The organism is Methanobrevibacter intestini, from assembly GCF_047402955.1.
Taxonomy (GTDB): Archaea; Methanobacteriota; Methanobacteria; order Methanobacteriales; family Methanobacteriaceae; genus Methanocatella; species Methanocatella intestini.
The window spans coordinates 1,551,661-1,578,016 of record NZ_CP187956.1 but is presented as its reverse complement, the minus strand read 5'-3'; the positions used below and the strand labels follow the sequence as shown (position 1 = coordinate 1,578,016).

General features: G+C 31.0%; 29 protein-coding genes. 10 read left to right on the top strand and 19 right to left on the bottom strand.

Translation table 11 applies throughout. The features are described 5' to 3' along the window. Positions 1-25: 25 nt before the first annotated feature. From argB to ACMC9J_RS07320, 11 genes are all read right to left on the bottom strand, one after another. Positions 26-904, bottom strand: a complete 879-nt coding sequence (argB, locus tag ACMC9J_RS07370) for an acetylglutamate kinase (protein WP_427003153.1) — start codon at positions 902-904, stop codon at positions 26-28. 143 nt (positions 905-1,047) lie between these two features. Continuing rightward, on the bottom strand, positions 1,048-1,152 hold the full coding sequence (locus tag ACMC9J_RS07365) for a zinc-ribbon domain-containing protein (RefSeq protein WP_019264264.1): 105 nt from the start codon (positions 1,150-1,152) through the stop codon (positions 1,048-1,050). Beyond that, entirely contained in the window at positions 1,152-2,180 is a 1,029-nt protein-coding gene (locus ACMC9J_RS07360) for a ribitol-5-phosphate dehydrogenase (protein WP_094516676.1), read from the bottom strand. Before ACMC9J_RS07360 ends, ACMC9J_RS07365 begins: the two co-directional genes overlap by 1 nt. Next, a complete protein-coding gene (locus ACMC9J_RS07355; protein WP_094516675.1) occupies positions 2,164-2,874 on the bottom strand; it encodes an IspD/TarI family cytidylyltransferase in 711 nt (236 codons plus the stop codon). The genes ACMC9J_RS07360 and ACMC9J_RS07355 overlap by 17 nt, the downstream gene beginning before the upstream one ends. A 6-nt stretch (positions 2,875-2,880) precedes the next feature. Further along, on the bottom strand, positions 2,881-3,498 hold the full coding sequence (locus tag ACMC9J_RS07350) for a class I SAM-dependent methyltransferase (protein ID WP_019264267.1): 618 nt from the start codon (positions 3,496-3,498) through the stop codon (positions 2,881-2,883). Between the two features lie 366 nt (positions 3,499-3,864). Further along, positions 3,865-5,085: a bifunctional ornithine acetyltransferase/N-acetylglutamate synthase gene (gene argJ, locus ACMC9J_RS07345; protein ID WP_427003152.1), complete on the bottom strand. Its 1,221-nt coding sequence runs from the start codon at positions 5,083-5,085 to the stop codon at positions 3,865-3,867. A 25-nt stretch (positions 5,086-5,110) separates the two neighbouring features. Then, a complete protein-coding gene (locus ACMC9J_RS07340; RefSeq protein WP_019264269.1) occupies positions 5,111-5,380 on the bottom strand; it encodes a hypothetical protein in 270 nt (89 codons plus the stop codon). Positions 5,381-5,432: 52 nt separating this feature from the next. Further along, positions 5,433-6,635 carry a hypothetical protein gene (locus ACMC9J_RS07335; RefSeq protein ID WP_019264270.1) on the bottom strand — a complete coding sequence of 401 codons (1,203 nt, stop codon included), beginning with the start codon at positions 6,633-6,635 and terminating at the stop codon, positions 5,433-5,435. Then, complete coding sequence (locus ACMC9J_RS07330) at positions 6,628-7,653, bottom strand: NYN domain-containing protein (RefSeq protein ID WP_019264271.1); 1,026 nt, start codon at positions 7,651-7,653, stop codon at positions 6,628-6,630. Before ACMC9J_RS07330 ends, ACMC9J_RS07335 begins: the two co-directional genes overlap by 8 nt. A gap of 75 nt (positions 7,654-7,728) precedes the next feature. Next, positions 7,729-8,472: a metallophosphoesterase family protein gene (locus ACMC9J_RS07325; RefSeq protein WP_019264272.1), complete on the bottom strand. Its 744-nt coding sequence runs from the start codon at positions 8,470-8,472 to the stop codon at positions 7,729-7,731. Between the two features lie 9 nt (positions 8,473-8,481). Further along, a complete protein-coding gene (locus tag ACMC9J_RS07320; RefSeq protein WP_019264273.1) occupies positions 8,482-8,832 on the bottom strand; it encodes a nascent polypeptide-associated complex protein in 351 nt (116 codons plus the stop codon). Between the two features lie 159 nt (positions 8,833-8,991). Between ACMC9J_RS07320 and ACMC9J_RS07315 the strand changes: the two genes are divergently transcribed. Continuing rightward, a complete protein-coding gene (locus ACMC9J_RS07315) occupies positions 8,992-10,416 on the top strand; it encodes a B12-binding domain-containing radical SAM protein (RefSeq protein WP_427003151.1) in 1,425 nt (474 codons plus the stop codon). A gap of 512 nt (positions 10,417-10,928) precedes the next feature. On the opposite strand, the gene ACMC9J_RS07310 is transcribed toward ACMC9J_RS07315, so the two are convergent. Further along, positions 10,929-11,042: a symporter small accessory protein gene (locus ACMC9J_RS07310; RefSeq protein WP_019264275.1), complete on the bottom strand. Its 114-nt coding sequence runs from the start codon at positions 11,040-11,042 to the stop codon at positions 10,929-10,931. Next, positions 11,039-12,652: a sodium:solute symporter family protein gene (locus ACMC9J_RS07305; protein WP_427003150.1), complete on the bottom strand. Its 1,614-nt coding sequence runs from the start codon at positions 12,650-12,652 to the stop codon at positions 11,039-11,041. Before ACMC9J_RS07305 ends, ACMC9J_RS07310 begins: the two co-directional genes overlap by 4 nt. A 116-nt stretch (positions 12,653-12,768) precedes the next feature. Between ACMC9J_RS07305 and ACMC9J_RS07300 the strand changes: the two genes are divergently transcribed. Together ACMC9J_RS07300 and ACMC9J_RS07295 are read left to right on the top strand one after the other, a co-directional pair. Then, positions 12,769-14,070 (top strand): phenylacetate--CoA ligase family protein, encoded by a 1,302-nt coding sequence (locus ACMC9J_RS07300; RefSeq protein ID WP_019264277.1) that lies wholly within the window; start codon positions 12,769-12,771, stop codon positions 14,068-14,070. 9 nt (positions 14,071-14,079) lie between these two features. Further along, positions 14,080-14,511, top strand: coding sequence for an amino acid-binding protein (locus tag ACMC9J_RS07295; protein ID WP_019264278.1), 432 nt, complete (start codon positions 14,080-14,082; stop codon positions 14,509-14,511). Between the two features lie 18 nt (positions 14,512-14,529). Here the strand turns inward: ACMC9J_RS07295 and ACMC9J_RS07290 are convergent, their stop codons facing one another. The 4 genes from ACMC9J_RS07290 to iorA are packed head-to-tail and all read right to left on the bottom strand — an operon-like array spanning position 14,530 to position 17,704. Beyond that, positions 14,530-14,853: a hypothetical protein gene (locus tag ACMC9J_RS07290; protein WP_094516672.1), complete on the bottom strand. Its 324-nt coding sequence runs from the start codon at positions 14,851-14,853 to the stop codon at positions 14,530-14,532. 26 nt (positions 14,854-14,879) lie between these two features. Further along, positions 14,880-15,158 carry a hypothetical protein gene (locus ACMC9J_RS07285; RefSeq protein WP_019264280.1) on the bottom strand — a complete coding sequence of 93 codons (279 nt, stop codon included), beginning with the start codon at positions 15,156-15,158 and terminating at the stop codon, positions 14,880-14,882. Positions 15,159-15,218: 60 nt separating this feature from the next. After that, entirely contained in the window at positions 15,219-15,803 is a 585-nt protein-coding gene (locus ACMC9J_RS07280) for an indolepyruvate oxidoreductase subunit beta (protein WP_019266305.1), read from the bottom strand. A 2-nt stretch (positions 15,804-15,805) separates the two neighbouring features. Further along, entirely contained in the window at positions 15,806-17,704 is a 1,899-nt protein-coding gene (gene iorA, locus ACMC9J_RS07275; protein ID WP_400223168.1) for an indolepyruvate ferredoxin oxidoreductase subunit alpha, read from the bottom strand. A gap of 115 nt (positions 17,705-17,819) precedes the next feature. On the opposite strand from iorA, the gene tfrB reads away from it, so the two are divergent. From tfrB to upp, 5 genes are all read left to right on the top strand, one after another. Then, positions 17,820-19,301 carry a fumarate reductase (CoM/CoB) subunit TfrB gene (gene tfrB, locus ACMC9J_RS07270; RefSeq protein ID WP_427003149.1) on the top strand — a complete coding sequence of 494 codons (1,482 nt, stop codon included), beginning with the start codon at positions 17,820-17,822 and terminating at the stop codon, positions 19,299-19,301. Between the two features lie 11 nt (positions 19,302-19,312). Further along, complete coding sequence (locus ACMC9J_RS07265) at positions 19,313-20,218, top strand: TrmJ/YjtD family RNA methyltransferase (protein ID WP_427003148.1); 906 nt, start codon at positions 19,313-19,315, stop codon at positions 20,216-20,218. Between the two features lie 185 nt (positions 20,219-20,403). Then, positions 20,404-20,598 carry a polyferredoxin gene (locus ACMC9J_RS07260; protein ID WP_427003147.1) on the top strand — a complete coding sequence of 65 codons (195 nt, stop codon included), beginning with the start codon at positions 20,404-20,406 and terminating at the stop codon, positions 20,596-20,598. Between the two features lie 286 nt (positions 20,599-20,884). After that, complete coding sequence (locus tag ACMC9J_RS07255; protein WP_029143238.1) at positions 20,885-22,171, top strand: uracil-xanthine permease family protein; 1,287 nt, start codon at positions 20,885-20,887, stop codon at positions 22,169-22,171. Next, positions 22,164-22,790, top strand: a complete 627-nt coding sequence (gene upp / locus ACMC9J_RS07250; RefSeq protein ID WP_019264286.1) for a uracil phosphoribosyltransferase — start codon at positions 22,164-22,166, stop codon at positions 22,788-22,790. Before ACMC9J_RS07255 ends, upp begins: the two co-directional genes overlap by 8 nt. 62 nt (positions 22,791-22,852) lie before the next feature. Here upp and ACMC9J_RS07245 read toward each other — a convergent pair whose 3' ends face one another. Both ACMC9J_RS07245 and ACMC9J_RS07240 read right to left on the bottom strand, forming a co-directional pair. Continuing rightward, a complete protein-coding gene (locus ACMC9J_RS07245; protein ID WP_427003146.1) occupies positions 22,853-23,641 on the bottom strand; it encodes a hypothetical protein in 789 nt (262 codons plus the stop codon). 21 nt (positions 23,642-23,662) lie between these two features. Continuing rightward, the gene (locus tag ACMC9J_RS07240; protein WP_019266311.1) at positions 23,663-23,791 is read right to left on the bottom strand and encodes a hypothetical protein; all 129 of its coding nucleotides are present in this window, start codon (positions 23,789-23,791) and stop codon (positions 23,663-23,665) included. A gap of 259 nt (positions 23,792-24,050) precedes the next feature. On the opposite strand from ACMC9J_RS07240, the gene dcd reads away from it, so the two are divergent. Both dcd and glyS read left to right on the top strand, forming a co-directional pair. Next, positions 24,051-24,635 carry a dCTP deaminase gene (gene dcd / locus ACMC9J_RS07235; protein WP_427003145.1) on the top strand — a complete coding sequence of 195 codons (585 nt, stop codon included), beginning with the start codon at positions 24,051-24,053 and terminating at the stop codon, positions 24,633-24,635. Between the two features lie 15 nt (positions 24,636-24,650). Then, complete coding sequence (gene glyS / locus ACMC9J_RS07230; RefSeq protein ID WP_250416502.1) at positions 24,651-26,345, top strand: glycine--tRNA ligase; 1,695 nt, start codon at positions 24,651-24,653, stop codon at positions 26,343-26,345. Positions 26,346-26,356 lie beyond the last annotated feature (11 nt).

Sequence of the window (26,356 nt, the reverse complement as noted above, 5' to 3'; positions counted from 1 at the left end):
TTCCATTTATTTTTTAAAATAAGAACTATTTATAAATCATAGTTCCAATACCGTTTTTTGTGAAAATTTCAAGTAAAAGAGAATGTTTTTTACGTCCATCAATTATATGGCAGGATTTAACACCATCTTCAATTGCTTTAACACATGTTTCAATTTTTGGAATCATTCCTCCAGAAATAACTCCCTGTTCAATTAAATCCAGCACTTCATCTATTTTTATTCTTTGAATTAATGAGTTCTGATCATTAGGATCTCTTAAAACTCCCGGAACATCAGTTAAAATTATTAACTTTTCAGCATCAACAGAACTGGCTATTTCACCAGCTGCAGTATCTGCATTTAAATTTAAACTTGATCCATCATCAGCTATACCAACAGGAGAGATAACTGGAATATAATTGTTTTTTAGAAACATTTCAAGCAAATCTGTATTGATGCAATCAATTTCTCCCACAAGACCTAAATCAATTTCTTCTTCCCCACCAGATTCACTGGTAACTTTACTAACTGGTTTTTTATGAGCAAAAATCAATCTGCTGTCTTTACCAGATAAACTGATACCTTTTCCATCATGATAAGAAATTTGAGAAACAATATCCGTACTTATTTTACCGACTAAAACCATTTCAATAATTTCCATAGTTTCTTCATCAGTAACCCTTAATCCTTTAATAAATTTAGGTTCTTTACCTAACTTGTCCATAGATCTAGATATTTCCGGACCTCCACCATGAACAATAAGTGGTTCCATACCTACATATTTTAAAAGAACAGTATCTCTAACTGTAGAAGACATTGCATCTTCATCTATCATAGCATGCCCTCCATACTTAATCAGAATCTTTTTTTCATGGAATTTTTTAATATAAGGTAAAGCCTCAACTAAAATATTTACGTCCTTCATTTAATCACTACAATAATTATTTTACTTAATACTTTATTAAATCTTTGGAATTCTTCATTTTTAAAAAAAATCAATTTTAATAAATATCTGAATTTTATCCTTCAAAACATATGAAAAAAAGTTTCTTCTAAAAAAATTTATATTTAAATCGGAGTTCCACAGAACGGACAAACTGCATCTCCTGCATCAACCATCTCACCACAAACTGGGCAGATTACAGTAAACTCATCGTCCTCTTCTTCACACATTATTTATCCCACACCAACACTGTTTTTCCAAAACCTGAGATATAATCTTTGTCAAAAGCTTCTTTTAAATCATTTAATGATTTTACAGTTACAACTTCACCAATTAACTTATCTAATGAATCAAATAATTTAGGGTTGTTTTTAAGTATTTCAACTACTTTCAAGAAGTCTTTACGTTCACTTCTACTTATTCCCTGAATCGTTAATCCTTTTTCCAAAACCAATCTCGTATTAATCGGAATAGGATATTCGCTTACTCCAAATAAGATTACTGATCCCTGAGGATTTATTGTATTTATTATCTGATCAATAGCTGCCTGTGATGCATTTGATCCAACACACTCAAATCCATGGTCAACAGCTAAATCGTCTGGAACCTCATGGAATTTATAGGTTTTATCAGCAAATGAAAATAAGTTTAGATTTTCACCATGTTTTCCAATAACTATAACTTCACTTTCAGGATAGAACTCTTTTAGAAACAGAGCCATAATATATCCCAAGTTTCCGTCTCCCCAAACACCAAATCTGTTTTTGTGTTTAATAGCTATTTTTTCAAATCTGTCTATTCCATGACAGATTACTGAAATTAATTCTATAAATGCTGATATTTTCAAATTAAAATTATCCGGTAGTTTAACTAGTCTGTCTGGATTTAGTTGAATTAAATCACTTGTAAATCCATCAAAACCGCTGCCTCTAAATTTTGATGACGGCAAGTAATTAGCTGATATGTAATCATCTTTTTTTGTTGGAGTATTTGGTATCATTACAACATTATCTCCAACATTGAAGCTCCCTGTATTGTCAAATACCACTTCCCCAACTCCTTCATGAATTAGAGCCATTGGCAATTTTTCTTCAAGAACATCACTTGCTCTTTTACCCTGATAATATCTCTGATCAGCTTGACAAATTGACAGATATGTTGGCCTTACAATTACATCGTCTATGTTAATCTCTTCTATAGCTTCTTCAAAGAATTTTGGAGCTACTAATCTGTAAATAATATTAATCATTTTTATCATTTAGAATCGTATTAGCCAATTTCAAATCATAAGGATATGTAATTTTAATATTTGTTACATCTCCTTTAACAAGAGATACATCAACACCTTTTAAAACAAATATTTTAGCAGCATCTGTAAGTATCTCCTTTTCATCATCACTTAAATCATCAATTAAAGAATTCAACTTATTAATTTTAAATGTTTGCGGAGTTTGACCCTGATAAAAATAATCCCGGATTGGAATATTTTTAATAACTTTACCGTCTCTACTTTCTACAATTGTATCTGTAGCCGGAATTACTGTATCACAGGCTCCACATTCTTTTGCAGCTTTAATATTGTCCCGAATAATTCTATGAGTTACAAATGGACGAACAGAATCATGAGTTATAATTATGGAATCATCATCAACATCATGATTTTCATTAATATAATCAATACTGTTTTTTAAAGTGTCATTTCTAGTTTCTCCACCTTCAATCACAACCACTTTATCATTATTTGGAATATATTCTTCAATTAGATACTTAGTGTGATTTATAAAATTTTGTGGAGTTAAAACTATCACTTCATCAATTTCATCAATAATTACAAATTTTTCAATTGTGTGGATTAAAATAGGCCTATCTCCTAAATTTAAAAATTGTTTAGGAGTATCTGTGTCCCCCATTCTTGATCCGATTCCACCTGCCAATATAGCTACAAAAATCATTTTTAACTACTCTTTTTCAAATATTATTAAATAATGAGATTTACCTTCAGGAATATCTTCCCCAATTTCTTCATTTAAATAAGTCATTTTAAGACCATGTGCTGAGAATAATTCCTGTAAATCTTCCGGAGAGCTCCTAATAACTGTTGGAGGTCCATTTTTAACATCCTGTTTTTTATAATCCATAATAGCTATTCTTCCACCATCGGTTTTAATTACTCTAGCTAATTCATCCACTGCCTCATCTAAAGTTCTTGTAGCTTTAAAACCATGGAAAACATTAACCATCAAAATAACATCCAATGTTTCATCATCCAAATCAATATGTTCAGCAATATTAGATACAATTGGAATTAAGTTATCTGCATTGTTTTCTTGTTTGTATTTAAGCATGTCCTCAATAGACGGTTCATACATATCTAAAGCATAAACACATCCATCAGTAATGTATTCTTCCAATGCTTTAATAGCTACATGACCATCCCCACAGCCTGCATCCATAAAGTTCTCACTACCTGTGAGATTTAATTCATCTAAAAATTCGTTAGCATCAAGGAATTTTTCACTAGTCATACCTTGAATTCTATGGCCATTTGCCGGCATCATCATTTTCTTTTTACCCATAATACCACATCTTATAGTATATGAGTAATAATCTTTAAAAAATAGTATATAATTTTTTCTAAGTAAAAATAAGCTTAAAATTTAAAAAAAGTTATGAAAAAAGAGGATTATTTTTTCCAGGTTTGTTTAACTCCTCTTCCTCTTTTACTACCAGGTTTGGTATAACTTCTTTTTGCTCTTGTTCTTTTATTGGTTCCTTTAACTTTTGCCATAATCATATCCCCATTAAATTTATTTAATAAATTAAAATCAAACAATATAACTATAATAGTTAAAATTTGATTCAATATCAGTTTAATCGAAAATCAAAAATAGAATTTCTATAACATAAAAATATTTACTTCTTAAAGTATTTATATCTTTTCTTTAAGTGGTATATTCAGCATTGATTTTCACATAATCATAACTTAAATCACATCCCCATGCTGTAGCTTCAGCTTCACCTTTATTAAGATTAACATTAACAATAACCTCTTCACCAAGCATAATTTTCTCAGCTCTCAAAAGATTATCCGTTCCTTCAAAAGCAAGGATTTTTCCATCCTTTACAAGATCAACTTCATCATTTTTATTAGCTATAGCTATTGTTACTGTATCTGCACTTACATCTGCTCCAGAATAACCAATTGCTGAGACTATTCTTCCCCAATTTGGATCACCACCAAATACTGCAGATTTGAATAAAGGAGAAGTTACAATTGCTTTTGCAGCCAATCTGGATTCATCAATATTTTTAGCTCCATAAATATTAGCTTCTATAACTTTAGATGCTCCTTCACCATCTTTAACCATTTTTTTAGCCAAATCAATACACAGATATTCAAGTGCTTTTTGGAAATTCGGATCAATTTCACCATCATGAACTATATTAACTCCAGATGCTTTATTTGCCATAAGTAAACAGGTGTCATTTGTACTTTCATCACCATCAACAACAATCATGTTAAAACTTTTATTGACAGCTATTTTAAGAGCTTTATTAATGTCTTTACTTTCCATTATTCCATCAGTTACAATAAATGACAGCATAGTTCCCATATTTGGAGCAATCATTCCACTACCTTTTGTAATTCCTGCAATTTTTACTTTTTGACCATTGGTTAATGTAACTTCAAGAGCACATTGTTTTGGAATTTTATCAGTAGTCATAATAGCATTTGCAGCAGCTAATGAATCTTCAGGTTTATTTCCAAGATTAGAAAATACTTTAGAAGCTACATCAGTTATAATATCCAAAGGCATTTTACGGCCAATAACTCCAGTTGAAGAAATAGCTATTTCATCTTCAGGAATATTCAGTTCTTTAGAAACCAATTCAACCAATGATTTACAGTCTTCCATTCCCTGATTGCCTGTAAAACAATTAGCATTTCCACTGTTGACAAATACTGCTGAAACTTTTCCATTTTCAATAACTTTTTTAGTATATATAACAGGAGCTGCAACAATTTTATTTGATGTAAATACAGCAGAAGCATCACTATTTTCACATACAATAACTGCAACACCATATTTTCCTTCTTTAGCACCTGCTACCTTAATATTATCAATAACTGACAATCCACCATCAAGTTCTTTAAATATCATAATAATCCCATTATAAAAAAATAAATTAGTCATTAGTTGAATAATCTAAGTTTGATTCACCCTTTTCAAGGTAATTTGACTCATCTATTTCTGAATCATAAACAATATCACTGTTTGTATCATTTATATTTGTAGTCATTTCATGAGTAACATTTTCAACGTGTGTTGTGTTATTAGCCACATCATCACCATCATCTGAAATAACCATAGATACACCAATACCTGCACCTACACAAAAAGCAATTAATGCTATAACCATAAACACAACAAGTGTTCCATCGTTTTTAGACGCCACTTTAATCCCTTTCTTTTAATTAATTTTTTAATAAACTACTCTTATTTAAACATTAAGATAATAGTGCATAAACAAGTGCCAATACTATTCCAATAAAACTAAACATTCCTAAACCGAATATAGATAAAACATAAACAAATATAAACACAAATGCAAATATTCCAATTAATTTACCTTTTTGATTTTCAATCAAATCTATAATTGTTCTTGAAAATTCAGAAGGAATATTGTAAGCATATAACCCATTAGCTAATTCAAATACAACTAATGATAATGGAGATGTTGAATTTAAACTATCAACTAATTGAGCTCTCTCACCCGCTTCTCTCCTACTTCTGCCAATTCCTGCTCTGATTTTTGCACCATTATCCAATGCAAACCAAGCAGAATCGAGTCCTGCACGAATAGCTAAATCTTTTGATGGGAATCTAGCTATAAAATCATCACCACCTTCTCTATAACCTTCTAATTCACCTTCACATTCAGTTTCAATAAAATTTTTAATTCCTGTCATTAATTCAACAAGTTTATTTCTACCATTTTTACTGATAAAACCAGTTGAGTCTATTAAATCAATGAATAAATAATTTTGAAATTCTTTAGGTTCAGATTGCATTAATTTAAATGGTTCATCAAATACAAGTGCGTATTCCCCACCAAGCTTAGTAAATGCAACTCCTGGAAAATTTCCAACATTTTGAGTATAATTAATTGAACGCTCAATAGAAGCAGCTCCAGTCATACCAACTGCAGAAATAATTGGAACACCTTTTTCTAATCCAATTCCAATAATTTCAATAGCTACCCTTATTGCATCATTTTTACTTAACATTCTTGCAACAAGTTCTGTAGAGCTCTTTTCAACTATCAGTCCTTTTTCATTTTCAATTATTTTAACAAATATATTAATTAAATTAGAAGGATGGGGAAGCTCAACATAGAAGTAACGATCACTACCCATAATAATGTTACTTACAAGTGCATATTCTTCAACTTTATTTTCAGCTGCTTTTAGTTCATAAAAATTATATTCTTCTGGAAGATTTTCTACACCAACATCCCGTTTAAGATTTTCTAAAATACTTTCAGAGGTAATTTCAGCTTTTTCAAGTTCAAAAAGAATAGTTTGAGTATAATTAAATAGCTCCACATATTCAGTTTCAACAGAATTTGTCGGAAAAAACTTAGTTCCAACACTAATTGGATTAAGTTTTGTAGATAGCTTAATAATTTCCTTAGTTAAGCTATTAACCATCCAAACCTCCTCCTTTTTCTAGCTCAATCTCAAAATCTCCCGGTTTTTCTAAAAGCATGTCTGGTTTAACAGAAACAAATGGAAATTTCCAAGACCCCAGCCTTCCAGCTATAGTACTGGCAATGTTTCTTGAATTTTTCTTAATAAATACTTCATCATGAGTACTTACACGAACAAGAACATTATAAGGAGCATGTTCAGTAACTTCATCAGCTAACATTATATTTAACTCAAAAGTACCCGGTTTTGTAAATAAATCGTTACGAACAGCTATTAATGGTTTTTTCTCAAGTCTTAACCTGTCAGCAACAGTAACAGATATATTGCCCGCATTTTTAACAGCTAATTTGTAATCTTTTGGATGAACCAATACGAAAATAACATAAGGAGCAGCTACTTCCACATCATCAACCATGTCTACAATCTTGTTAAACATAGGTATCTTAGAAAAAACCTTTTCCAGTTTAGAACTGGCATCATTATCACTATCTATACGAATAATAGCCTGTTTAGCAATGTTTAATGGTGAAATTTCCAAACCTTCTTTCCCAGTATAAACTTCCCATCTTTTAAAGTTTAATTCCTTAATAATTTCATCAGATATATGTTGCAAAATGTTTTTATCCTTTTTAGGTGATTTAGGTTTTCCAAATGTAACTCTGCCATTTTCTATTACAAAAGGAATCCTCATAGAATTAATATTTTTAAATTCTGCAGCATAATCTCTGAATTTGTCATTAGATAAAATTTTAGCTTTTTCATTATGGGCAATGTTAAGAATAAAATGATCTGCATCATTACCGGCCGGAACTTCTTCTACATTTTCACTTTCCAACAATTTTTCAAATTTTTCTTTATCATCAATGTCATGACGAAGTGATGCGTCAGCAATTATTACAAATTCATCACCACTTTCTTCTAAAGATTTAACCGCAGCTAAAATATTGGACATTTGAGGCTGTGAATTTTCATTTTTTGTACTATATGCAACATTTGAAGCATCAACAACAACTTTCACATTATCACCTAAAATTTATTTAATTAATATTTATATTATTTGTAAATTTTATATTTAAATTTAATTAAGAGTTAACTAAATGCTATTTCTTGGATATTCTCCAAATAAAAACCTTTCTCCATCAACTTTATTAAGAAATATCCTAATTGTATCTTCAGTAATTTCATATACATTATATGAATTTTTATCATTACCTCTAAGCTTATTAGAAGATAATGACCCTGCATTAACAAATAAAGTATTATTCATTTTCCAAATATTTGGAACATGTTTATGTCCTGCAAGTACCAAATCAACTTCATGATCAGTTAATGTTTTAAGAACATCCCCAGCATCAGTTAATACATTACGCTCCCTACCAGTTTTTGGAATGGGAATTACATGATGATGAAGAGCCACAATACTAAACAACTCATCAATAACACATTGATCCAATTGATGTTCCATCCAAAGATGCTGTGGCCTGCCAATATTCCCACTTGATATATCTGGAGAACTGCTGTCTAATCCTACAACTACAAATTCATCATCTTTTGTAAGTTTCCAACTACATTCACCAATTAACTCTTCAAAAGTCTCATAACCTAAATTACGGGCATCATGGTTTCCAGGTACTGCAAATAACGGTGCATCAAACATTCCCAAATATTTGGTAGCTTGAACAAATTCATTATAATAACCATTATTAGTCAAATCACCTGTTAATATTATCATGTCTGGATTTATGGCATTTATTTCAGCTACAGCTTTTATAAAAACATCTTCATCAAATCCCAATTCACTAACATGCAAATCAGAAATATGTACAATAAGAGGCATATTATTATCCTATTGAGTTAATTTTAAGATAGCTTCTGCAAGATCGCCGTTAGTCTCTTCCAAAGCTGCTTTTGCTTCATCTTCAGACACTTTTGCCTGATTAGCTACCATTTCAATATCTTCATCAGGAATAACAAGTTCTTCATCAACTGTTACCTCATGTGCTTTACCAGTTACTTGATAAGTTTCTTGACCCATTACATTCATCAAACTTACTTCAGCATTTGGAATGACTAATTCTTTATCTTCTAAACGGATTATGACTTCTTTGACCCCTTTAAGGTCTTTCATGTCCATACCCATCTTTTTCATTTGTCTTTCCATTTTTTTCATCTGTTTTGCATTCATACCAGGTATCATAATATTATCCTCATTAATTTAATTATTAGTAAATATCTATGTTTTTTAATATTATTAAAAGTAATTATAGAATTCACAATTATGCAAACATAACCTTTATCTATATAACATATATAAGATAACATATTTAACGAATATTAAATAATGAAGGAGTAAATTATGAAAGTTTTGTTTGTTAACCCGCCACAAACTGCTTCTAAATATAAATTTATGGGAGTAATAGCTCCACCATTAGGTATTGCATACATGGCTGGAGTACTGCAAGAAAACAATGTTGATGTTGAAATACTTGATGCTTCTGCAGAAGATATGGATTTTAAAGATGTTGAAAATGAACTGCTTAAAAGAAAACCTGATTTAGTAGCTCTAACTGCACTTACTCCAACAATAGGAAGAGCGCTTGAAACTGCACAGGTAGTTAAAGAAACCCTTCCAGACTCAATAGTTGTAATAGGAGGATATCATCCTACATTTAATTTTATAGAAACCTTAGAAGATGAAAATATAGATATTGTAATTAGAGGTGAAGGAGAATACATCATGTTAAATCTAGTGCAGGCTCTAGAAAATCAGAGCAGCTTACATGATGTTGAAGGAATTGTATTTGAAGACAAATACTCAAAAGAAATTGTAATAACTCCTGAAGCTCCGCTGATAGAAGATTTAGACAAACTTCCATTTCCTGCACTAAATTTATTGCCAATGGACAAATACCGTCTATTAGACATGGATACCCATATGACCACTATGATTACAACTAGAGGATGTCCTATGCAGTGTTCTTTTTGCTCATCAGCTGCAATGCATGGAAGAAAAATTCGGGAAAGAAGTGTAGAAAACATTGTTGATGAAATAGAACATCTGAAAACAGATTATAATATTGACACAATAGCATTTATGGATGATACTTTCACTTTAAAAAAACGAAAAGTAATGGCAATTTGTGATGAGATATTAAAAAGAAATATTAAAATCATGTGGGGATGTACATCACGTGTAGACACTTTAGACGAAGAAGTATTAAAAAAAATGAAAGAAGCGGGATGTATTACAATATTTATAGGCGTAGAATCAGCAGATCAGCAACAATTAGACCGTATGTGCAAAAACACCACTATAACAAAAATTGAAAATGCATTTAAAATTGCGCATAAACTAAAAATAAGAACAATAGCTTCAGTAGCTTTAGGTATGCCTGGAGATACTAAAGAAATTATGAATAAAACAATTAAATTTGTCCATAAACTTAAACCGAATTATGCAATATACAGTTTAGCGACTCCTTACCCCGGAACAAAATTCTATAAGGAATCTTTTGAAAAAAATCTTATAAAAATAAAAGACTGGTCTAAATATACTTTAATAACCCCAATTTTAGAAACAGTAGACTGTTCATTAAAAGATATGAGAAAAATTCAGGCAAAAGCATTTATTAAATTTTATTTAAGGCCACATTATATAATAAAACAGTTTTTACAGGACGGTCCTTACCTTTTAAAAACAATCTTTGGAGTAATAAAAACTGCACTATCAAAAACTCCTGCAAATACAGATTACAATAAAAAAGAATTAAAAAATATGTGATTTTTAAAAATAATTTTTTTGGTGAACATTAAATAACCAAATTACATATTTTTTTATCAACACCAGTAATAAAATAGTTTAAAATAATTTTCAAAATGGAGATTAAATTTAAGAAATGTGTTTAAATTTTCTAATTTGACATATTAATTGGGAGGTAATGTTAATTTCTATTGTCAATTGGCGAAAATAATTAAACTATTTTTTACCAGCATTTGAAATAAGAAATAATTATCAAGAATTTATTAACTACATCAAACACCACAAATTGAAATTAATGTTAATGGGATTTTTCAATTTTTCGTCAGAATGTCGTACAATAATTAATTTAGTGTTAAACACCAATATTAGCAGAAATTTAATAACAATTGAATATAGCCAATAACCTTGAAATAATCATCACTTACAAAACAATGTAATGTATAGTTTACACTGTGTAATATATCCTTTACATCTTATGACATATATATTTTACTATTTTGAAAAAATAAAAAAAATAAAAAAGAGAACAGGTATTAATAATCCCTATTCCAGTATACAATCCCATAGATTATACATAATAAAGTGGATAAAATGATTAATACATAAACACCCCAAATCCAAGGGTCCTCAATTCCTAAAACCATCATTGTACTCCACTTCCCTTATTATCAATATCTTCAAATGCTTTATCAATAACTTCCTGAGCTGGAGGTTTTGTAAGTAAACTAACAACTAATGTAAATATAGCAGAAATAGGAACTGCTATTAACATTACATCAATATAAGGCCATGGCATAGCAGGCAATAAAGTTGCACAACCAAATATTGCCTTACACAATCCTAAACCTTTAGCTGTTTTTGCAAATACAAAGAGTAACCAGAATAAACTAACAACTGTTCCAGAAACAATTCCTGCAATAGCACCTTTAGTAGTAATTCCTTTCCAATACAATGCACCTAAAAACACAGGTAAAAATGCAGCAGCACAAATTTCAAAGAATAAACTTGTTCCAAGAGCAATAATACTTCCCGGAAGAGAAAATGCCAATATTAAAGCTAAAATAATAGCTATAAGAATACCAATTCTTGTAACTGTAATCTGATCTGCTTTTTGTTTAGCTTTATTTCTTAAAGTACCATAAATATCTACACCAAATGCAGTTCCCTGAGTATGAAGCTGAGAACTGATTGTAGACATAGCTGCAGCTAATAATGACAATAAGAAAATATACACAAACCATTCAGGCAGTGCCATTGTAATAAATGTCGGAATAACTTTATCAACATTTCCACCAACAACATCTACAGCAATCTTTCCCAATTTATCAAAGAAATATACATTAGAAAGTGATCCTACAATATAAGCTGTAGTTGGCATTATTGCAATAAATAATCCTCCAACAAGAACAGATCTGTTTAATTCCTTATCAGATTTAACAGTCATGAATCTTACAATCAATTGCGGTTGAGCTAATACTCCAATACCTACACCAATAAGAGTAGATGAAACTAAACTCCACCAAAATGGTGAACCAAATTCCGGGAATGTCGTCCAACCCGTTCCTCCAGTAGCTGTAGCACTAGCTGGATATAAGCTTACCATATCTGTTAATGCTGTGTTTGCATGAGTTACACCACCTAACAACCAATAAACAAATCCAAGTAAAAATACCATTGCACAAACCATAATTACGCCCTGCAATGCATCAGTATACATTACTCCCTTAATACCTCCAAAGAATACATAGAATGTAATTATAATTGCCAATATAAATAATGATATTCCAAAATCAATCATTAAAGAAGATTCCAAGAACCTTGCAGCTCCAATAAGAACTACAGCTGCATAAAGAGGCATGGCACAAAAAATAATTAATCCTGACAAATAATGAATACATTTACTGTTAAAACGTTTACCTAAGAACTCCGGAAATGTTAAAGAACCTAAACTGTGTCCCATTCTACGAGTTCTTTTACCTAAAAATACAAAAGCTATGAATATTCCCACAATTATATTTAAAAATGCTAACCAAAGAACACTCATACCATATTCACCAGCAACTCCTCCAAAACCAATGATAGCTGCTGTCGAAATAAATGTTGCACCATAACTTAAAGCCATGATTGCGGGATTTGTATCCTTTCCACCTATCATAAAATCCTCGGAGGATTCTGTTTCTTTCCATGCATAATAACCTACATATACTAAAGCAAAAATGTAAATTATAAATACAATCGCTAAAATCATAATGTCCATAATTTAAACTCCAGATATATTAAAAAAAATTAATATATGATTAAATTTTTAATATGAATAGTTATATATAATTTTATATTAAAAATTAGAACAAAGAATATTTAACAAGTGATACAATGGTATGGAACAAAGAAGCCGAATGTATGAGTAAAGAAGAAAAAGAAAAATTACAGTTAGAAAGATTACAACAAACTGTTAAATTAGCTTATAATAATGTTTCATTTTATAAAGAAAAATTTGATGAAGCTGGTATCACCCCAGAAGACATAAAAACATTGAAAGATATTGAAAAAATCCCATTTACAACAAAAGACGATTTAAGAGCAGCTTATCCATTTGGTTTATTTGCTGTTCCTTACGAAGAAATTGTAGAAATTCATGCATCTTCAGGAACAAGCGGAAAACCAACAGTTACCGGATACACTAAAGAAGATCTTGATATCTGGTCAGAATGTATTGCACGCGGTCTTGGAATGGTAGGTGTTGAAAAAGAATACATTATTCAAAATGCATTCGGATACGGATTATTTACCGGAGGATTCGGTATTCACCACGGAGCTCAAAAATTTGGAGCAATAACAGTACCAATCTCTGCAGGAAACACAAAAAGACAGCTTGAAACTATGAAAGACTTTCAAAGTGATGTTATAACCTGTACACCTTCATATGCAATGTATCTTGGAGAAAGTCTTGAAGGGTCTGACATTAATTTGGAAGATATTAATTTAAAAATAGGAATTCACGGAGCTGAAATGTGGACCGAAGAAATGAGACATAAAATTGAAGATACATTAAACATTAAAGCATACAATATTTATGGTCTAACTGAAATTATGGGTCCTGGAGTAGCTCAGGAATGTATCGAACAAAATGGTATGCATATTCAAGATGATCATTTCTATCCTGAAATTATTAATCCAAAAACTGGAGAAACCCTAAAAGCAGGACAGAAAGGGGAACTTGTATTAACTACACTTACCAAAACTGGAATACCAATTTTAAGATTCAGAACAAAAGATTTAACCTCATTAATCATAGAAGAATGTGCATGTGGAAGAACCAGTGTAAGAATGAGTAGAATTACCGGTAGAAGCGATGACATGTTAAAAATCAGAGGAGTTATGGTTTTCCCATCACAAATCGAAAAGGCTTTACTTAAAATTAAAGGAGCAAGTCCAAACTACTTAATTAAAGTAACAAGACCTGATACTTTAGATGAAGTTGAAGTTAAAGTAGAAGCTACTAAAGAATTATTCTCTGATGAAATGAAAGAAATGGAAAAAACTGAGGCAATGATTGTAAAATCCATTAAAAGTGAAACTGGATTAAGAGTTAATGTAACTTTATGTGAACCAGAATCATTACCAAGAAGTGAAGGAAAATCTGTAAGAGTTATTGATGAAAGAAACTTTGAATAAGGTGAAAGCATGGTAGTAAAACAAATATCTGTATTTATAGAAAACAAAGAAGGAAGAATGAAAAAAGCTATTAATACATTAGCTCAGGAAAACATAAACATACGTGCACTTTCAATAGCTGATACAACAAAATACGGAATCTTAAGATTAATCGTTTCAGACAATAAAAAAGCTATTGAAGCATTGGAAAAAGACGGATTCATTGTAAAAGAAAATGATGTCATTATTGTGGCAGTTCCAGATGAACCAAACGGATTGAACTCTACATTAGCTATATTTGATGAAAAAGGTATTAATTTAGATTACCTCTATGCATTTGTAAGTTCAAAAACAGAAAAAGCTATTGTAGTAATGAGATTGAAAAATATGGATGAAGCAATTACTCTTTTAAAAGATAGTGATGCACACATTCTGGAAAAAAAAGATATAGAAGATTTATAGAAAAGACCTCCTCTTTTCTTAATCTTCTTCAGTTAAAACAATTTCAATACATTCTTCAACAAAATAATAGGAATCATCCACTTCTTTTAAAGTTTTAGCTTTTTCAGTTAACTCATGTGATTCCAGCAAATGCATGAAATCGTTGAAAAACAAATTCCACTCGTCCTGTTCATCCTCATCACAATAACTAGTATTTAACCTGATATCTGCAGGATTATCAGACCAGTCAACACCATCATAAAATTCCTGAGCTTCAATATTGCCATCTTCATCATAATCAATAGCCATTGAAAGCTCAAACTTTTTAGTTCCTGCTTCTTTAGATAATTTGAATTCCGGCATTTTGAAAACCTCCATCAATAATATTTTTAAAATTCTTTTAACAATGATGCAATATCTGCTTTAGAATAACCTAACCTAACAAATAAACTTTTAACAGGTTCTGTTTCAGGAACAACACCAAGTTCTGACCATCTTTTAAAATCATTATGCAATATACTGTTTATTAAAAGCTGAATAGTGATTAAATCATCACTTTTAATAGCTACAAAAGCATCTTCATCTTTAAAAACATTTTCAGGATCAATTAAAGTGACATTTCCTGTTTTATCCTTTTTTAATATAGCATTATCAATTTTATAAGGCATGTATAACAACCTCTTTTTAGTACTTACTTAATATTAATTAATTTATAATAATTTAAATATTTAACCTTTAATCCAATTATAACCACTTTCAATAGCTTTTAAGTTTAATTCATGAAATTTTGGTTTTAAATTATTTTTCATAGCTGCAATAACAGATTCTTTAGAAAGTGGGAATTTATCATCTGCAGTTACTGCCCCCAATAAAACCATGTTTAAAGCCAATACATTTCCAGCATCAATAGCTAATTTAGTTCCATCAATAGGAAGGACATGTTTGAAATTTTCTTTTAAAACCTCAGTAATATTAGCTACACCAGGATAAGGTTTATCTGATGAAGCTGGAACAATAGGATGAGTGTTAAATACTATTTTAGTATCATCATTTACTTTATTTAATCCCCTTATAGTTTCTATAGGCTCAAATGAAAGCAACATATCTGCACCATGTTCCGGAATAATTGAACTGTTATAATCACCTATTTTTAATTCTGTAGAAACAGAACCTCCCCTTTGAGACATTCCATGAATTTCACTCATAACTACATTTAATCCCTGATTCATTGCAGCTTCTCCAATAATTACAGAGGTTTTAATAATTCCCTGACCTCCAACACCACAAATATAAATATTATAATGATTATCCATATTTATTCACCTCTTCCAGCTTCTAAGGCACCATATTTACAAACTTGGATACAAACCCCACAGCCATCACACATGGATTTATCAATAGTTATTTTTCCACTATCTTTTGAAATAGCAGGGCATGCAAGTTCACTTACACATTTATTACATCCATTACAATTAGAATCAATGTAATTTACTGGTGGTTTTCTAGTTTTACCTTTAATTAAAGTACATGGAGCTTTAGCTATAATTACACAAACCTCATCACGTTCCAAAGCTTCCTTATATGTTTTAATTACCTGATCCAAGTTTAACGGATTGATTACACGAACATAATTGCAACCACAAGCTAAAGCCAGTTTACGTATGGAAATTTCAGGTGCATCATCCCCCATTCCGTCAACAGGAATTCCCGGGTTTGGCTGACCTCCAGTCATAGCTGTAATTCTATTATCCAATACAGTTAAAATAAAATTATTTTTATTGTGAACTGCATTTATTAAAGGTGATATTCCACTATGGAAAAATGTTGAGTCTCCAATAAAACTAATTACCTTTTGGTCAGTAGCTATTGAAAATCCGCAGCCGTCTCCTACACTAGATCCCATAGACAACAGGTAATCTGCTGCATTGTAAGGAGGATTAATTCCTAAAGTATAACATCCAATATCTGATGCAAATACAGCATCTTTAAGAGGAATTCCCAATTCTTCCAATGCTTTATTTACTCCGTAATACATTGCCCTGTGAGGACATCCTGCACAAAGTACTGGAGCCCTGGAAGGAATTTCTTCCTGCAATTTAAGTAAAGTATCAGAATAATCATTATTATCTTCTTCAATGAAATTCAAATATTTATTAAAACCATCAGCCACAATATCAGAATTAAATTCATGGTATACAGGAAATGTTCCATCTAATTTACCATGAACAACAGTATTTAAATTATTTTTACCAATAGCTACTAATGTATCTTTTTCTATAATCGGATCTACCTCTTCCACAATAAAGACTTCATCATAATCTTTTACAAAATCAGCTACTTTATCATAAGGGAAAGGATATGAAAATCCAAGTTTTAAAACATCAATATCTAAATTATTATACCTGATTACATCATAAGCATAATTATAAGCGCTGCTTGAAGCAATAACACAATATTTTTTATTTTGGCTGAAATCAGATTCAACATTAAAATCAGAATCATTGGTTATTTTATTAATTTCATCCATTTTTTCCACGAGTTCAATATGCATATCTTTTGCAAATGCAGGAACTGGAACAAATTGTGCAGGATTTTTCTTGAAAAATCCTTTTTTCCAATGAGTTTCACCATCTGAAGAATTATCTGCTGTTTCACCAAATTCAACAACCCCTCTCATATGAGATACACGAGTGGTTGTTCTTACAATAACCGGTAATTTAAACTGTTCAGATAAATCAAAAGCATATTTAACCATATCTTTAACTTCTTGACAATTAGAAGGTTCTAAAATAGGCACATTTGCTAAACGTCCGTAATTACGAGTATCCTGTTCATTTTGAGATGAAAAAAGTGACGGATCATCTGCTGATAAAATAACCATACCGCCATTTACTCCACTATAAGCAGTTGTCATAAATGAATCGCTGGCTACATTCATACCTACATGTTTCATGAAAGTAAATGAACGTAATCCAGATGCTGCTGCAGTAGCTGCAACTTCCATAGCTACTTTTTCATTTGTAGAAAACTCAAAATAAATATTAGCATCTTTAGCCAATCCAGACAAAACATTTCCAATCTCTGATGAAGGAGTACCCGGATAAGTAGCTGCAACAGAAACACCAGCTTCTATAACTCCCCTTACAGCTGCTTCATTACCTAACAAAAATTGTTTATCACCAGGTTTCCCTGTTACTAATTCTTTTAAGTTCATTATTTATTTCCTCAAATAATTTAAAAATCTAATAAAATATATAATATAATAGGTTTAGATATAATATAAATATTATACTTATTTTATATTTGATTATGACTAAAGGGGTAAAGTAATGATTAAAGTGTATGTATCAAGGTTTGACAGAGAAGTGGACAGTGAACCTCATTTAGAGTGTTATGAAATAGAACAGACACCTCAAATGAAAGTTTTAGATGCCATTAATGCAATTAATGAAAAATATGATGCTGACATTAGTATTAGAAGTTCCTGCAGAGCCGGACAATGCGGGTCCTGCGGAATATTATTTAATGGGAATGGAGCTCTTGCATGTCAAAAAGATATAAAGGACGGTGCAATAATTGAACCTCAAAATTTTCCAGTAATTAAAGATTTAATTGTTGATAAAAGCCAAATAGAACAGGAAGTAAAAGATTTGCAACTTTATTTAAATCCTCAAAGATATGACAGTGATTTAAATGAAAATCTAACTCCAGAAAATATTAAAAACACTAAAAAAGTTAGAAGTTGTATTGAATGTTATTCCTGTCTTGCAACTTGTCCTGTTGTAAAATTCATTAAAACAGAATTTGGCGGACCTTACATAATGAGATACCTTTCCAAATTTGAATCAGACCCAAGAGATGAATTTGACAGACTTGATGAAAGTTTAAAAGAAGGATTATATAAATGTACCAGTTGCGGAAAGTGTAAGGCTGTTTGTCCTAAAGATATAAACACCTTTGGAGATGCAATTGAACGTTTAAGGGAAATTGCATGTAAAGAAGGTAAAGGACCGCTTCCGGAGCATGTTGCATTTAAAGAAAATATAGAAAAAACAGGAAGATCAATTAAAGCTGAAGGGCCAAGTTTTATTGAACAGGTTAAAAATGACAACGGTTCAAAAATAGCATTATTTACCGGATGTATGGTAGATAATAAATTACACCACATCGGAGAAGCATTAATTGATGTACTTGAAGCTAATGGAATAACCATAGATATTCCTGAAAGACAGGTATGCTGCGGTTCACCATTAATAAGAACCGGTCAGACAGACATGGTTCAGGAACTTGTTGATAAAAACAATGAAGTTTTTAAAGATTATGATACTGTACTTACCATTTGTGCAGGCTGCGGTTCCACTCTTAAAAATGACCATCCGAAATATGGATCCAATCTAAATGTAATGGACATCAGTGAATTTCTAGTAGATAAATTGGATACTGACAAAATGAATGAACTGAACACAACAGTAACCTGGCATGACCCATGTCATTTAGGCAGAGGCCAAGGCATCAAAGGTCAACCTCGTGATATTCTTGAACAGATTCCGGGAGTTACATTTAAAGAGATGAAATATCCATGTCAATGCTGTGGAGCTGGAGGAGGAATAAAAGCAGGCCATCCTGAAATTGCTATGACCCTTGCAAAAGAAAAAGCAAAAATGATTGAAGATACAGGTGCAGAATCAGTAATTACAATCTGTCCGTTCTGTCAGTACAACATCCAGGATGGATTGGACGCTATTGACCGTGAAGATATAAAAGCTATGAACATAATTGAGCTATTACAACTAGCTTATCAAAAAGATTAGATAAATAGGGGTTGATTAAAATAGGAGATACAGCTGTAAGTGAAGAAAAAATAGTTGAAACTAATTTAAATTCACCAGAAGTTAAAGAAAAAACCAAAACTGAAAAAAAATCAACCTCTTTGAAAAAATCAAAATCTAAAAAACAGTCAAGAGGAATAAAAATAGCTAAAGGTCCTGAAGAAGACGCTGAAAAGGAATTAAGCAATTTCAAAAATAATATTTATATTGTTTTTGTAGAATGTGAAACCCCCGGAAATATCGGTTTTCTTGCAAGAACCATGGCAAATTTCGGACTGAAGAATTTGGTTCTTATCAATCCGCCTACTTTAACCCCAGAAGCATTTTATCAGGCAACACATGGAAAATACATTGTGGATAATGCTAAAATATACAATACTCTTGATGAATTCTATCAAAGCCAAAGAATAGACTTTAAAGTAGCTTCAACTGGTGTAGCTGGCGGAAGTTACAATCTCTCAAGAATACCCGTAAGACCTGAAAATCTTGGAAAAAACATCAATACAAATAATAAAACAGCTATTCTATTTGGAAGGGAAGGAAATGGACTTACAAATGAAGAAATTGACGAATGTGACATTTGTGTTTCAATTCCAACAGACCCTACATACCCTATTTTAAACATATCTCATGCAGCAGCTATTATTTTCTATGAATTATTTAAAAATATGCATGAATACCCTGTTGAAGGTCTGGAAGAAAGTACAGCTATTGAAAAGGAATATGTATTGAAAGACATGCATGATTTAATTGACAGTTTAGATATTCCAGAACACAAAAAGAAAAATGGGCTTAAATCATTTAAAAACATTATTAATAGAGCATATATTACAGGCCGAGAAGCTCACACCTTAAAAGGAATTTTAAGACGTTTAAAAATGAAAATAGGTAAACAATAAGAAAAATTAGCTTTACAGACATAAGTATATTTGCAGTAAAATATATTTTCAATTGGAGATTCTGAATAACTAACAAGCAAAAACATACTGTTGTTTATGGAAAGCAATAGCCCTACTCAGATGACAAAATTCACAAATTAAATAGTGTGGAAATAGTTATCGGCGATTCAAAATGTATAAACTGCATGAAATGCTTAAATGAGATATGTATAGCTGATGCCATTAATTTTAAAGATGAAAAAATTCAAATTAACCAAAATAAATGTAGAGGCTACGGACTCAGTGTTAATACTTGTAAACAAAATGCTATTACTTTAAAATACGATGATAAATCAACTGATTCCATAGTTAACAGATTATATAATTTAGTTGAACTTTAAAAACTAAATATAAACTATTTTTTACAAAATACACTTTCCTTAAAAGACAAAGCTAAGTTAAAATATTTTAAAAAGATTTTTATAATTGTAATTGAAGAAATATAAATGTATAATAAAAATTTATGAATATTATTAAAATAAAATAAAAAAGATTCTTTTTATTATGAACAAAAATTAAATTAATCACTTATTTATTCAAAGAAAATAAAAATAATCTGGAATTAATACTTGATTTAAACAATTATTTTGTCAAAAAAGAGTTTTTTTAAAAGTTAAAGGAGATAAAATGAGTGAAAATAGTAATATGCTATTAGGCGTTAAAGACAAGCCTCCAGTAGTAAACTGGATTTTACTTGCTATTCAACACGTATGTGCTATGTTTGGAGCTACAATTTTAGTACCAATCGTTGTAAATACCACCGTTGGATCAGATGTCTTGTCAATACCTGTAGCTCTCGTCACCTCTGGTATAGGTACCCTTATTTACATTGCATGTACTAGAGGAAGAAGTCCTGTTTACCTAGGAAGTTCATTTGCATTTATTGCACCTATGGTAGCAGGATATGCAATAGCTGGAAAAGCCAGTGTTTTTACAGCTATCGTTTTTGTAGGATTAATGTATGTAATAATATCAACTATAATCAGAATAGTTGGTAAAAAATGGATAGATAAAGTATTGCCACCAGTTGTTGTTGGACCTATGATTATGATTATTGGTTTATCACTTGCACCAACGGCAATTGAAGAAATAGGTATAAATGCCGCCAGCGTTCCAATGACCAACCTAATTATTGCATTTGTCGCATTTTTAAGTACTGCAATATTGGCTGTAAGAGGAAAAGGATTATTAAGAGTTATTCCATTTTTAATTGGAATTATAATTGGTTACATTACAGCAGCAATTCTTGGAGTAGTTGACTTTTCAGGAGTTGCAAGTGCACATATTATTGAAATGCCTGCATTCTACATACCATTTATTGATTATAATCTTAATTTTGGAGCTATGCTTACAATTGTTCCAATTGCTCTTGTAACTATGGTGGAACATGTTGGAGACCACAAAGTATTAAGTGAAATTATTGGAAGAGACCTCCTTCAAGATCCCGGTCTTGACAGAACTCTCTTAGGTGATGGTATAGCTACTACTGTTGCAGCACTTCTTGGTGGGCCTGCAAACACAACCTACGGAGAAAATACTTCTGTTGTAGGTATGACTAGAGTTGCTTCTGTTTATGTAATTGGACTTGCAGCTATTATAGCTATTATCTTTGCATTTTCAGGACATTTAACTGCACTGTTAACTGCAATTCCATCCCCTGTTCTTGGTGGTATTTCTATTCTTCTTTACGGATTCATTAGTGTAAATGGTCTTAAAATTTTAATCCACAACCATGTTGATTTTACAAACACTAAAAATGTAGTTGTTGCAGCTACAATGTTAGTTTTAGGTTTAGGAGGAGCTACACTCTCAATTACATATGGAGATTTATCCTTAGCTATTTCTGGTATGTCTTTAGCAGCAATCATTGGAATCATCCTTAACTTATGTATTCCGGAGGAAAAACATGAATGAAATAGTTCTTAACCATCCATTAATAACCCATAAATTAGGTATTTTAAGAGATATACATACCGGAACTAAAGAATTTCGTGAATTAATTACAGAAATTTCCACACTTCTTTGTTATGAAGCAACTAAAGATGCAAAATTGGAAAAAACAACAATTGAAACCCCACTTGAAAAAATGGAAACCGGCAAATTAAATGAAGACAATTATGCAATTGTGCCAATTTTAAGAGCAGGAATGGGAATGCTTGACGGAATTATAAATGTAATTCCAAATGCAAAAGTAGGTCATATTGGTCTTTACAGAGATGAAGAAACCTTCCAGCCTATTGAATACTACTTTAAAATGCCTGAAAATATTGAAGGCAGAGAAGTATTAATTATTGATCCAATGCTTGCAACAGGTGGAAGTGCATCTGCAACTATTTCAAGACTTAAAGAAGAGGGAGTTCAAAAAATCAAACTTTTATGTGTTGTTGCAGCTCCCGAAGGAATTAATTTAATTGAAAAAGACCATCCGGATGTTCAAATTTACTGTGCAACAGTAGACAGAACTTTAAATGAAACCGCATACATATTACCAGGTCTTGGAGATGCTGGTGACAGAGTATACGGTACAAAATAATACTATGAATTACTCATAGTATTTTTACTTCTTTTTTTAAAAAATGAGAAGAAATTAACTTCTCAAAAAATATTTTGAAATATTAAAAATATACCATAACCTATGAAAATTAATACTGAATAAATAACAGCTCCTTTTTTAAAACCTTGTACAGTTCTAAGATCAACGGAAATCATATTATCTAAAATATCTGGAGATGCTATGAATATTTGAGTTAAAAAAGAAAATAAAAAATACAATACTGCCCAAATTAATGGATAAGTACCATAAATCAAACTAATTAAAATAGTCCTTATTGAAAATTCAAGACCTGCCATTGCATTAAGCTGACCCAGTACGAAATAAAATGGAGGGCAATAATCTAATTGTTTAGGCGTGACAATTATCTTATTTTCATAAGCATCAATCCTTAAAAACATCAAAATAAATGGGATAGGCATGGCAATGAGAAAAGCTGTTGCTACAATCATATTACCATAATGCAAACCCATTACAAAGAAAAGTATAGAAAATAATGGGGCGGCTGTTGTAATTAAAACAATAGCTGCTTTATAAGACATTCCCTCATTTCTTCCAGGAACAATGTAGTATCCATCATAGCCCAAACCATATTTTTCATCAATCCATTCTCTTTTATATATAACCATACTAAATAAAAAAGAAAACACACTATTTGCCAATAAAATCATAATAAGTTCATTAAAGCTCCATTTAAACAATACCTTCATTAAACCAAATAATAAACAACCAATCAATAAACCTACCAAAAAAATATAAATTGAATATTCTTTGAGTTCATCATTAGGTATTTTGTCCCAACGACAAAATGCAAATCTAAAAATATTTTTCAAAATAACACTCCCCATTCATTTTTATGAATTATCATCAATAATTTCCTGCACAAAACTTGGGAAAACCTCCCATTTAGCAACATCTTTAATTTTTTCTATGAATGGGAAAATCATATAAATTGCCACAATAAATCTTTTCTTAATTAACATTCATAATACCTCTAACTAATAATAAAAATATAATGTATATATAATTCTTTTTAAATTAATCTAAATTGAACAATGAAAACATTATATTGCATTAAAGAAATCTAGACAACAATCATATAATTAAATAATCAATACATCAAAGCAGTTATCAAACAAAATATAAAACAGCAAAATAATACTCAGAATAACAAATCTATCCAAAACTTAAAAAATAATAACCCACAAAAATATATTATATTAATTTTGTTTGTGTGAAAAAATGGCTATTTTAAGTGATAAAACCATAAAAGAATATCTTGAAGAAGGCAAAATTGTAATTGATCCTTTGAAGGATGAACAGCAAATCCAACCTTCATCAGTAGATATGAGATTAGGAGACGAGTTTAAAGTCTTTAAGGTAATTAGAAAACCTTATATTGACCCAAAAGATGAAGAAGATATTGCAGAATACATGGAATCAAGTACCGTTCCTGAAGATGAAGCATTTATAATCCACCCAAATGAATTTGCACTAGCTACAACACAGGAATATGTTAAAGTGCCTGATGATTTAGTAGCTAGAGTTGAAGGCCGTTCAAGTATGGGAAGGCTTGGTGTTACAATGCACGTTACAGCAGGATATGTTGATCCAGGTTTTGAAGGTAGAATAACCTTAGAAATATCCAATATCGGAGCAATGCCTGTTGCACTCTATCCCGGTCAAAGAGTATGCCAATTAGTATTTGAAACTATGACTACTCCTGCCGAGTTACCTTATGGTCATCCGAAAAGAAATAGCAAATATATGAAGCAATTGAAACCTGAATCTAGCAGAGTTAAACTAGATTATGAATTAAAAAAATAATGGAAGTTAATACTTATGAATCATGACAAAATGACAAATATCAGTGCAAAAAGAGGATTTTTATGGCCATCTTTTGAAATATATTCCGGAGTTTCAGGATTTACAGATTATGGACCTCTTGGAGCTAGTTTAAAAAATAATATAATGCAAAAATGGAGAAAACAGTATGTTTCCGGAGAAGGGTTTTATGAAATAGAAGGTCCTACTGTAATGCCTAAAGAAGTTTTAAAAGCATCAGGACATGTTGATAACTTTACAGATCCAATGACCAAATGTGAAGAATGCGGAGAAGTATTTAGAGCAGACCACATTATTGAAGAAGTTATTGGTGAAGATGTAGAAAGTCTGGAAAATGAAGAACTCGACCAAATAGTTATTGACAACAGCATCAAATGTCCGGAATGTGGCGGAAAGCTTTCCAATATCTGGAATTACAATTTAATGTTTAAAACCATGATTGGAGCTAAAGGTGATAAAGTAGGTTATATGAGACCAGAAACAGCTCAGGGAATTTTTATATTATTCAAACGTCTTGAAAGATTCTTTAGAGGTAAACTTCCGTTTGGAGTTGTTCAACTTGGAAAAGCATACAGAAATGAAATTTCACCTAGACAGGGAGTTATTCGTCTAAGGGAATTCACACAAGCAGAAGCTGAAATATTTTTAAATCCTAAAGACAAAACCACTCCTAAATTCAGTCAGATAGCTGATGAAGTTTTATGCTTAAATTCCCAGGATGTTCAAATAAATAACAGTGAACCTTTAGAAATCACTGCCCGTGAAGCGCTTGACAAAGGAATTGTAGCTAATGAAATGTTAATTTATCAATTATATTTAGCTAGAAAATTCTTAAATGAAATTGGTATTCCCAATGATGTTTTAAGATTCAGACAGCACTTACCTGGAGAAATGGCTCATTATGCTCTTGACTGCTGGGATGTTGAAGTTAAAACTGACAAATATGGCTGGGTTGAAATAATCGGAATAGCTGATAGGGGAGATTACGACTTAACATCACACAGCAAATACAGTAATGATGATTTAAATGTATTTATTGAATATGATGAACCTAAAACAGTAAAAAAAACCGTTGTAAAACCTAATTTATCCAAATTCGGACCAATATTTAAAGGAGATTCCCCTAAAGTAAAACAGGCTATTGAAGAAGCTGATGTAGATGAAATTAAACAGGCTATTGAAAATGATGGAAAATATGTAGTTAGTCTGGATAAGGATTATGAGTTAACTCCTGATTTGCTGCTTTTTGAAGATGTTGAAGAGGAAATTTCCGGTGAAAAAATAGTTCCTCATGTTATTGAACCTTCATTTGGTATTGACCGTATTCTTTACTCTGTTTTATTACATTCATTTAAAGAAACAGAAAACAAAGATTACTTTAAATTTGCACCTTCTGTTGCACCTGTTCAAGTGGGAATTTATCCTCTTGTAAACAAAGAAGGCCCTCGTGAAATAGCTATTGAAATAACTGATAAATTAAGAAATGCTGGATTTAAAGTTGAATATGATGTAAGTGGAACAATCGGTAAAAGATATGCTAGAGCAGATGAAATTGGTATTCCTCTTGCAATAACTGTTGATTTTGATAGTTTGGAAGACAATAAAGTAACTATAAGAAACAGAGATAGTGAAGCTCAAGAAAGAATAGCTATTGATGAAATAAAAGATTATCTGGAAGAATATTATAAATGAGTAAAAAATAC

Excerpts from the sequence above, each read along its gene's own strand:
- argB (WP_427003153.1), bottom strand. The coding sequence starts at position 904 with ATGAAGGACGTAAATATTTTAGTTGAGGCTTTACCTTATATTAAAAAA.
- ACMC9J_RS07365 (WP_019264264.1), bottom strand. The coding sequence starts at position 1,152 with ATGTGTGAAGAAGAGGACGATGAGTTTACTGTAATCTGCCCAGTTTGT.
- ACMC9J_RS07360 (WP_094516676.1), bottom strand. The coding sequence starts at position 2,180 with ATGATAAAAATGATTAATATTATTTACAGATTAGTAGCTCCAAAATTC.
- ACMC9J_RS07355 (WP_094516675.1), bottom strand. The coding sequence starts at position 2,874 with ATGATTTTTGTAGCTATATTGGCAGGTGGAATCGGATCAAGAATGGGG.
- ACMC9J_RS07350 (WP_019264267.1), bottom strand. The coding sequence starts at position 3,498 with ATGGGTAAAAAGAAAATGATGATGCCGGCAAATGGCCATAGAATTCAA.
- argJ (WP_427003152.1), bottom strand. The coding sequence starts at position 5,085 with ATGATATTTAAAGAACTTGATGGTGGATTGTCAGTTATTGATAATATT.
- ACMC9J_RS07335 (WP_019264270.1), bottom strand. The coding sequence starts at position 6,635 with ATGGTTAATAGCTTAACTAAGGAAATTATTAAGCTATCTACAAAACTT.
- ACMC9J_RS07325 (WP_019264272.1), bottom strand. The coding sequence starts at position 8,472 with ATGCCTCTTATTGTACATATTTCTGATTTGCATGTTAGTGAATTGGGA.
- ACMC9J_RS07320 (WP_019264273.1), bottom strand. The coding sequence starts at position 8,832 with ATGATACCTGGTATGAATGCAAAACAGATGAAAAAAATGGAAAGACAA.
- ACMC9J_RS07315 (WP_427003151.1), top strand. The coding sequence starts at position 8,992 with ATGAAAGTTTTGTTTGTTAACCCGCCACAAACTGCTTCTAAATATAAA.
- ACMC9J_RS07310 (WP_019264275.1), bottom strand. The coding sequence starts at position 11,042 with ATGATGGTTTTAGGAATTGAGGACCCTTGGATTTGGGGTGTTTATGTA.
- ACMC9J_RS07305 (WP_427003150.1), bottom strand. The coding sequence starts at position 12,652 with ATGGACATTATGATTTTAGCGATTGTATTTATAATTTACATTTTTGCT.
- ACMC9J_RS07300 (WP_019264277.1), top strand. The coding sequence starts at position 12,769 with ATGGTATGGAACAAAGAAGCCGAATGTATGAGTAAAGAAGAAAAAGAA.
- ACMC9J_RS07295 (WP_019264278.1), top strand. The coding sequence starts at position 14,080 with ATGGTAGTAAAACAAATATCTGTATTTATAGAAAACAAAGAAGGAAGA.
- ACMC9J_RS07290 (WP_094516672.1), bottom strand. The coding sequence starts at position 14,853 with ATGCCGGAATTCAAATTATCTAAAGAAGCAGGAACTAAAAAGTTTGAG.
- ACMC9J_RS07285 (WP_019264280.1), bottom strand. The coding sequence starts at position 15,158 with ATGCCTTATAAAATTGATAATGCTATATTAAAAAAGGATAAAACAGGA.
- ACMC9J_RS07280 (WP_019266305.1), bottom strand. The coding sequence starts at position 15,803 with ATGGATAATCATTATAATATTTATATTTGTGGTGTTGGAGGTCAGGGA.
- iorA (WP_400223168.1), bottom strand. The coding sequence starts at position 17,704 with ATGAACTTAAAAGAATTAGTAACAGGGAAACCTGGTGATAAACAATTT.
- tfrB (WP_427003149.1), top strand. The coding sequence starts at position 17,820 with ATGATTAAAGTGTATGTATCAAGGTTTGACAGAGAAGTGGACAGTGAA.
- ACMC9J_RS07260 (WP_427003147.1), top strand. The coding sequence starts at position 20,404 with ATGAAATGCTTAAATGAGATATGTATAGCTGATGCCATTAATTTTAAA.
- ACMC9J_RS07255 (WP_029143238.1), top strand. The coding sequence starts at position 20,885 with ATGAGTGAAAATAGTAATATGCTATTAGGCGTTAAAGACAAGCCTCCA.
- upp (WP_019264286.1), top strand. The coding sequence starts at position 22,164 with ATGAATGAAATAGTTCTTAACCATCCATTAATAACCCATAAATTAGGT.
- ACMC9J_RS07240 (WP_019266311.1), bottom strand. The coding sequence starts at position 23,791 with ATGTTAATTAAGAAAAGATTTATTGTGGCAATTTATATGATTTTCCCA.
- dcd (WP_427003145.1), top strand. The coding sequence starts at position 24,051 with ATGGCTATTTTAAGTGATAAAACCATAAAAGAATATCTTGAAGAAGGC.
- glyS (WP_250416502.1), top strand. The coding sequence starts at position 24,651 with ATGAATCATGACAAAATGACAAATATCAGTGCAAAAAGAGGATTTTTA.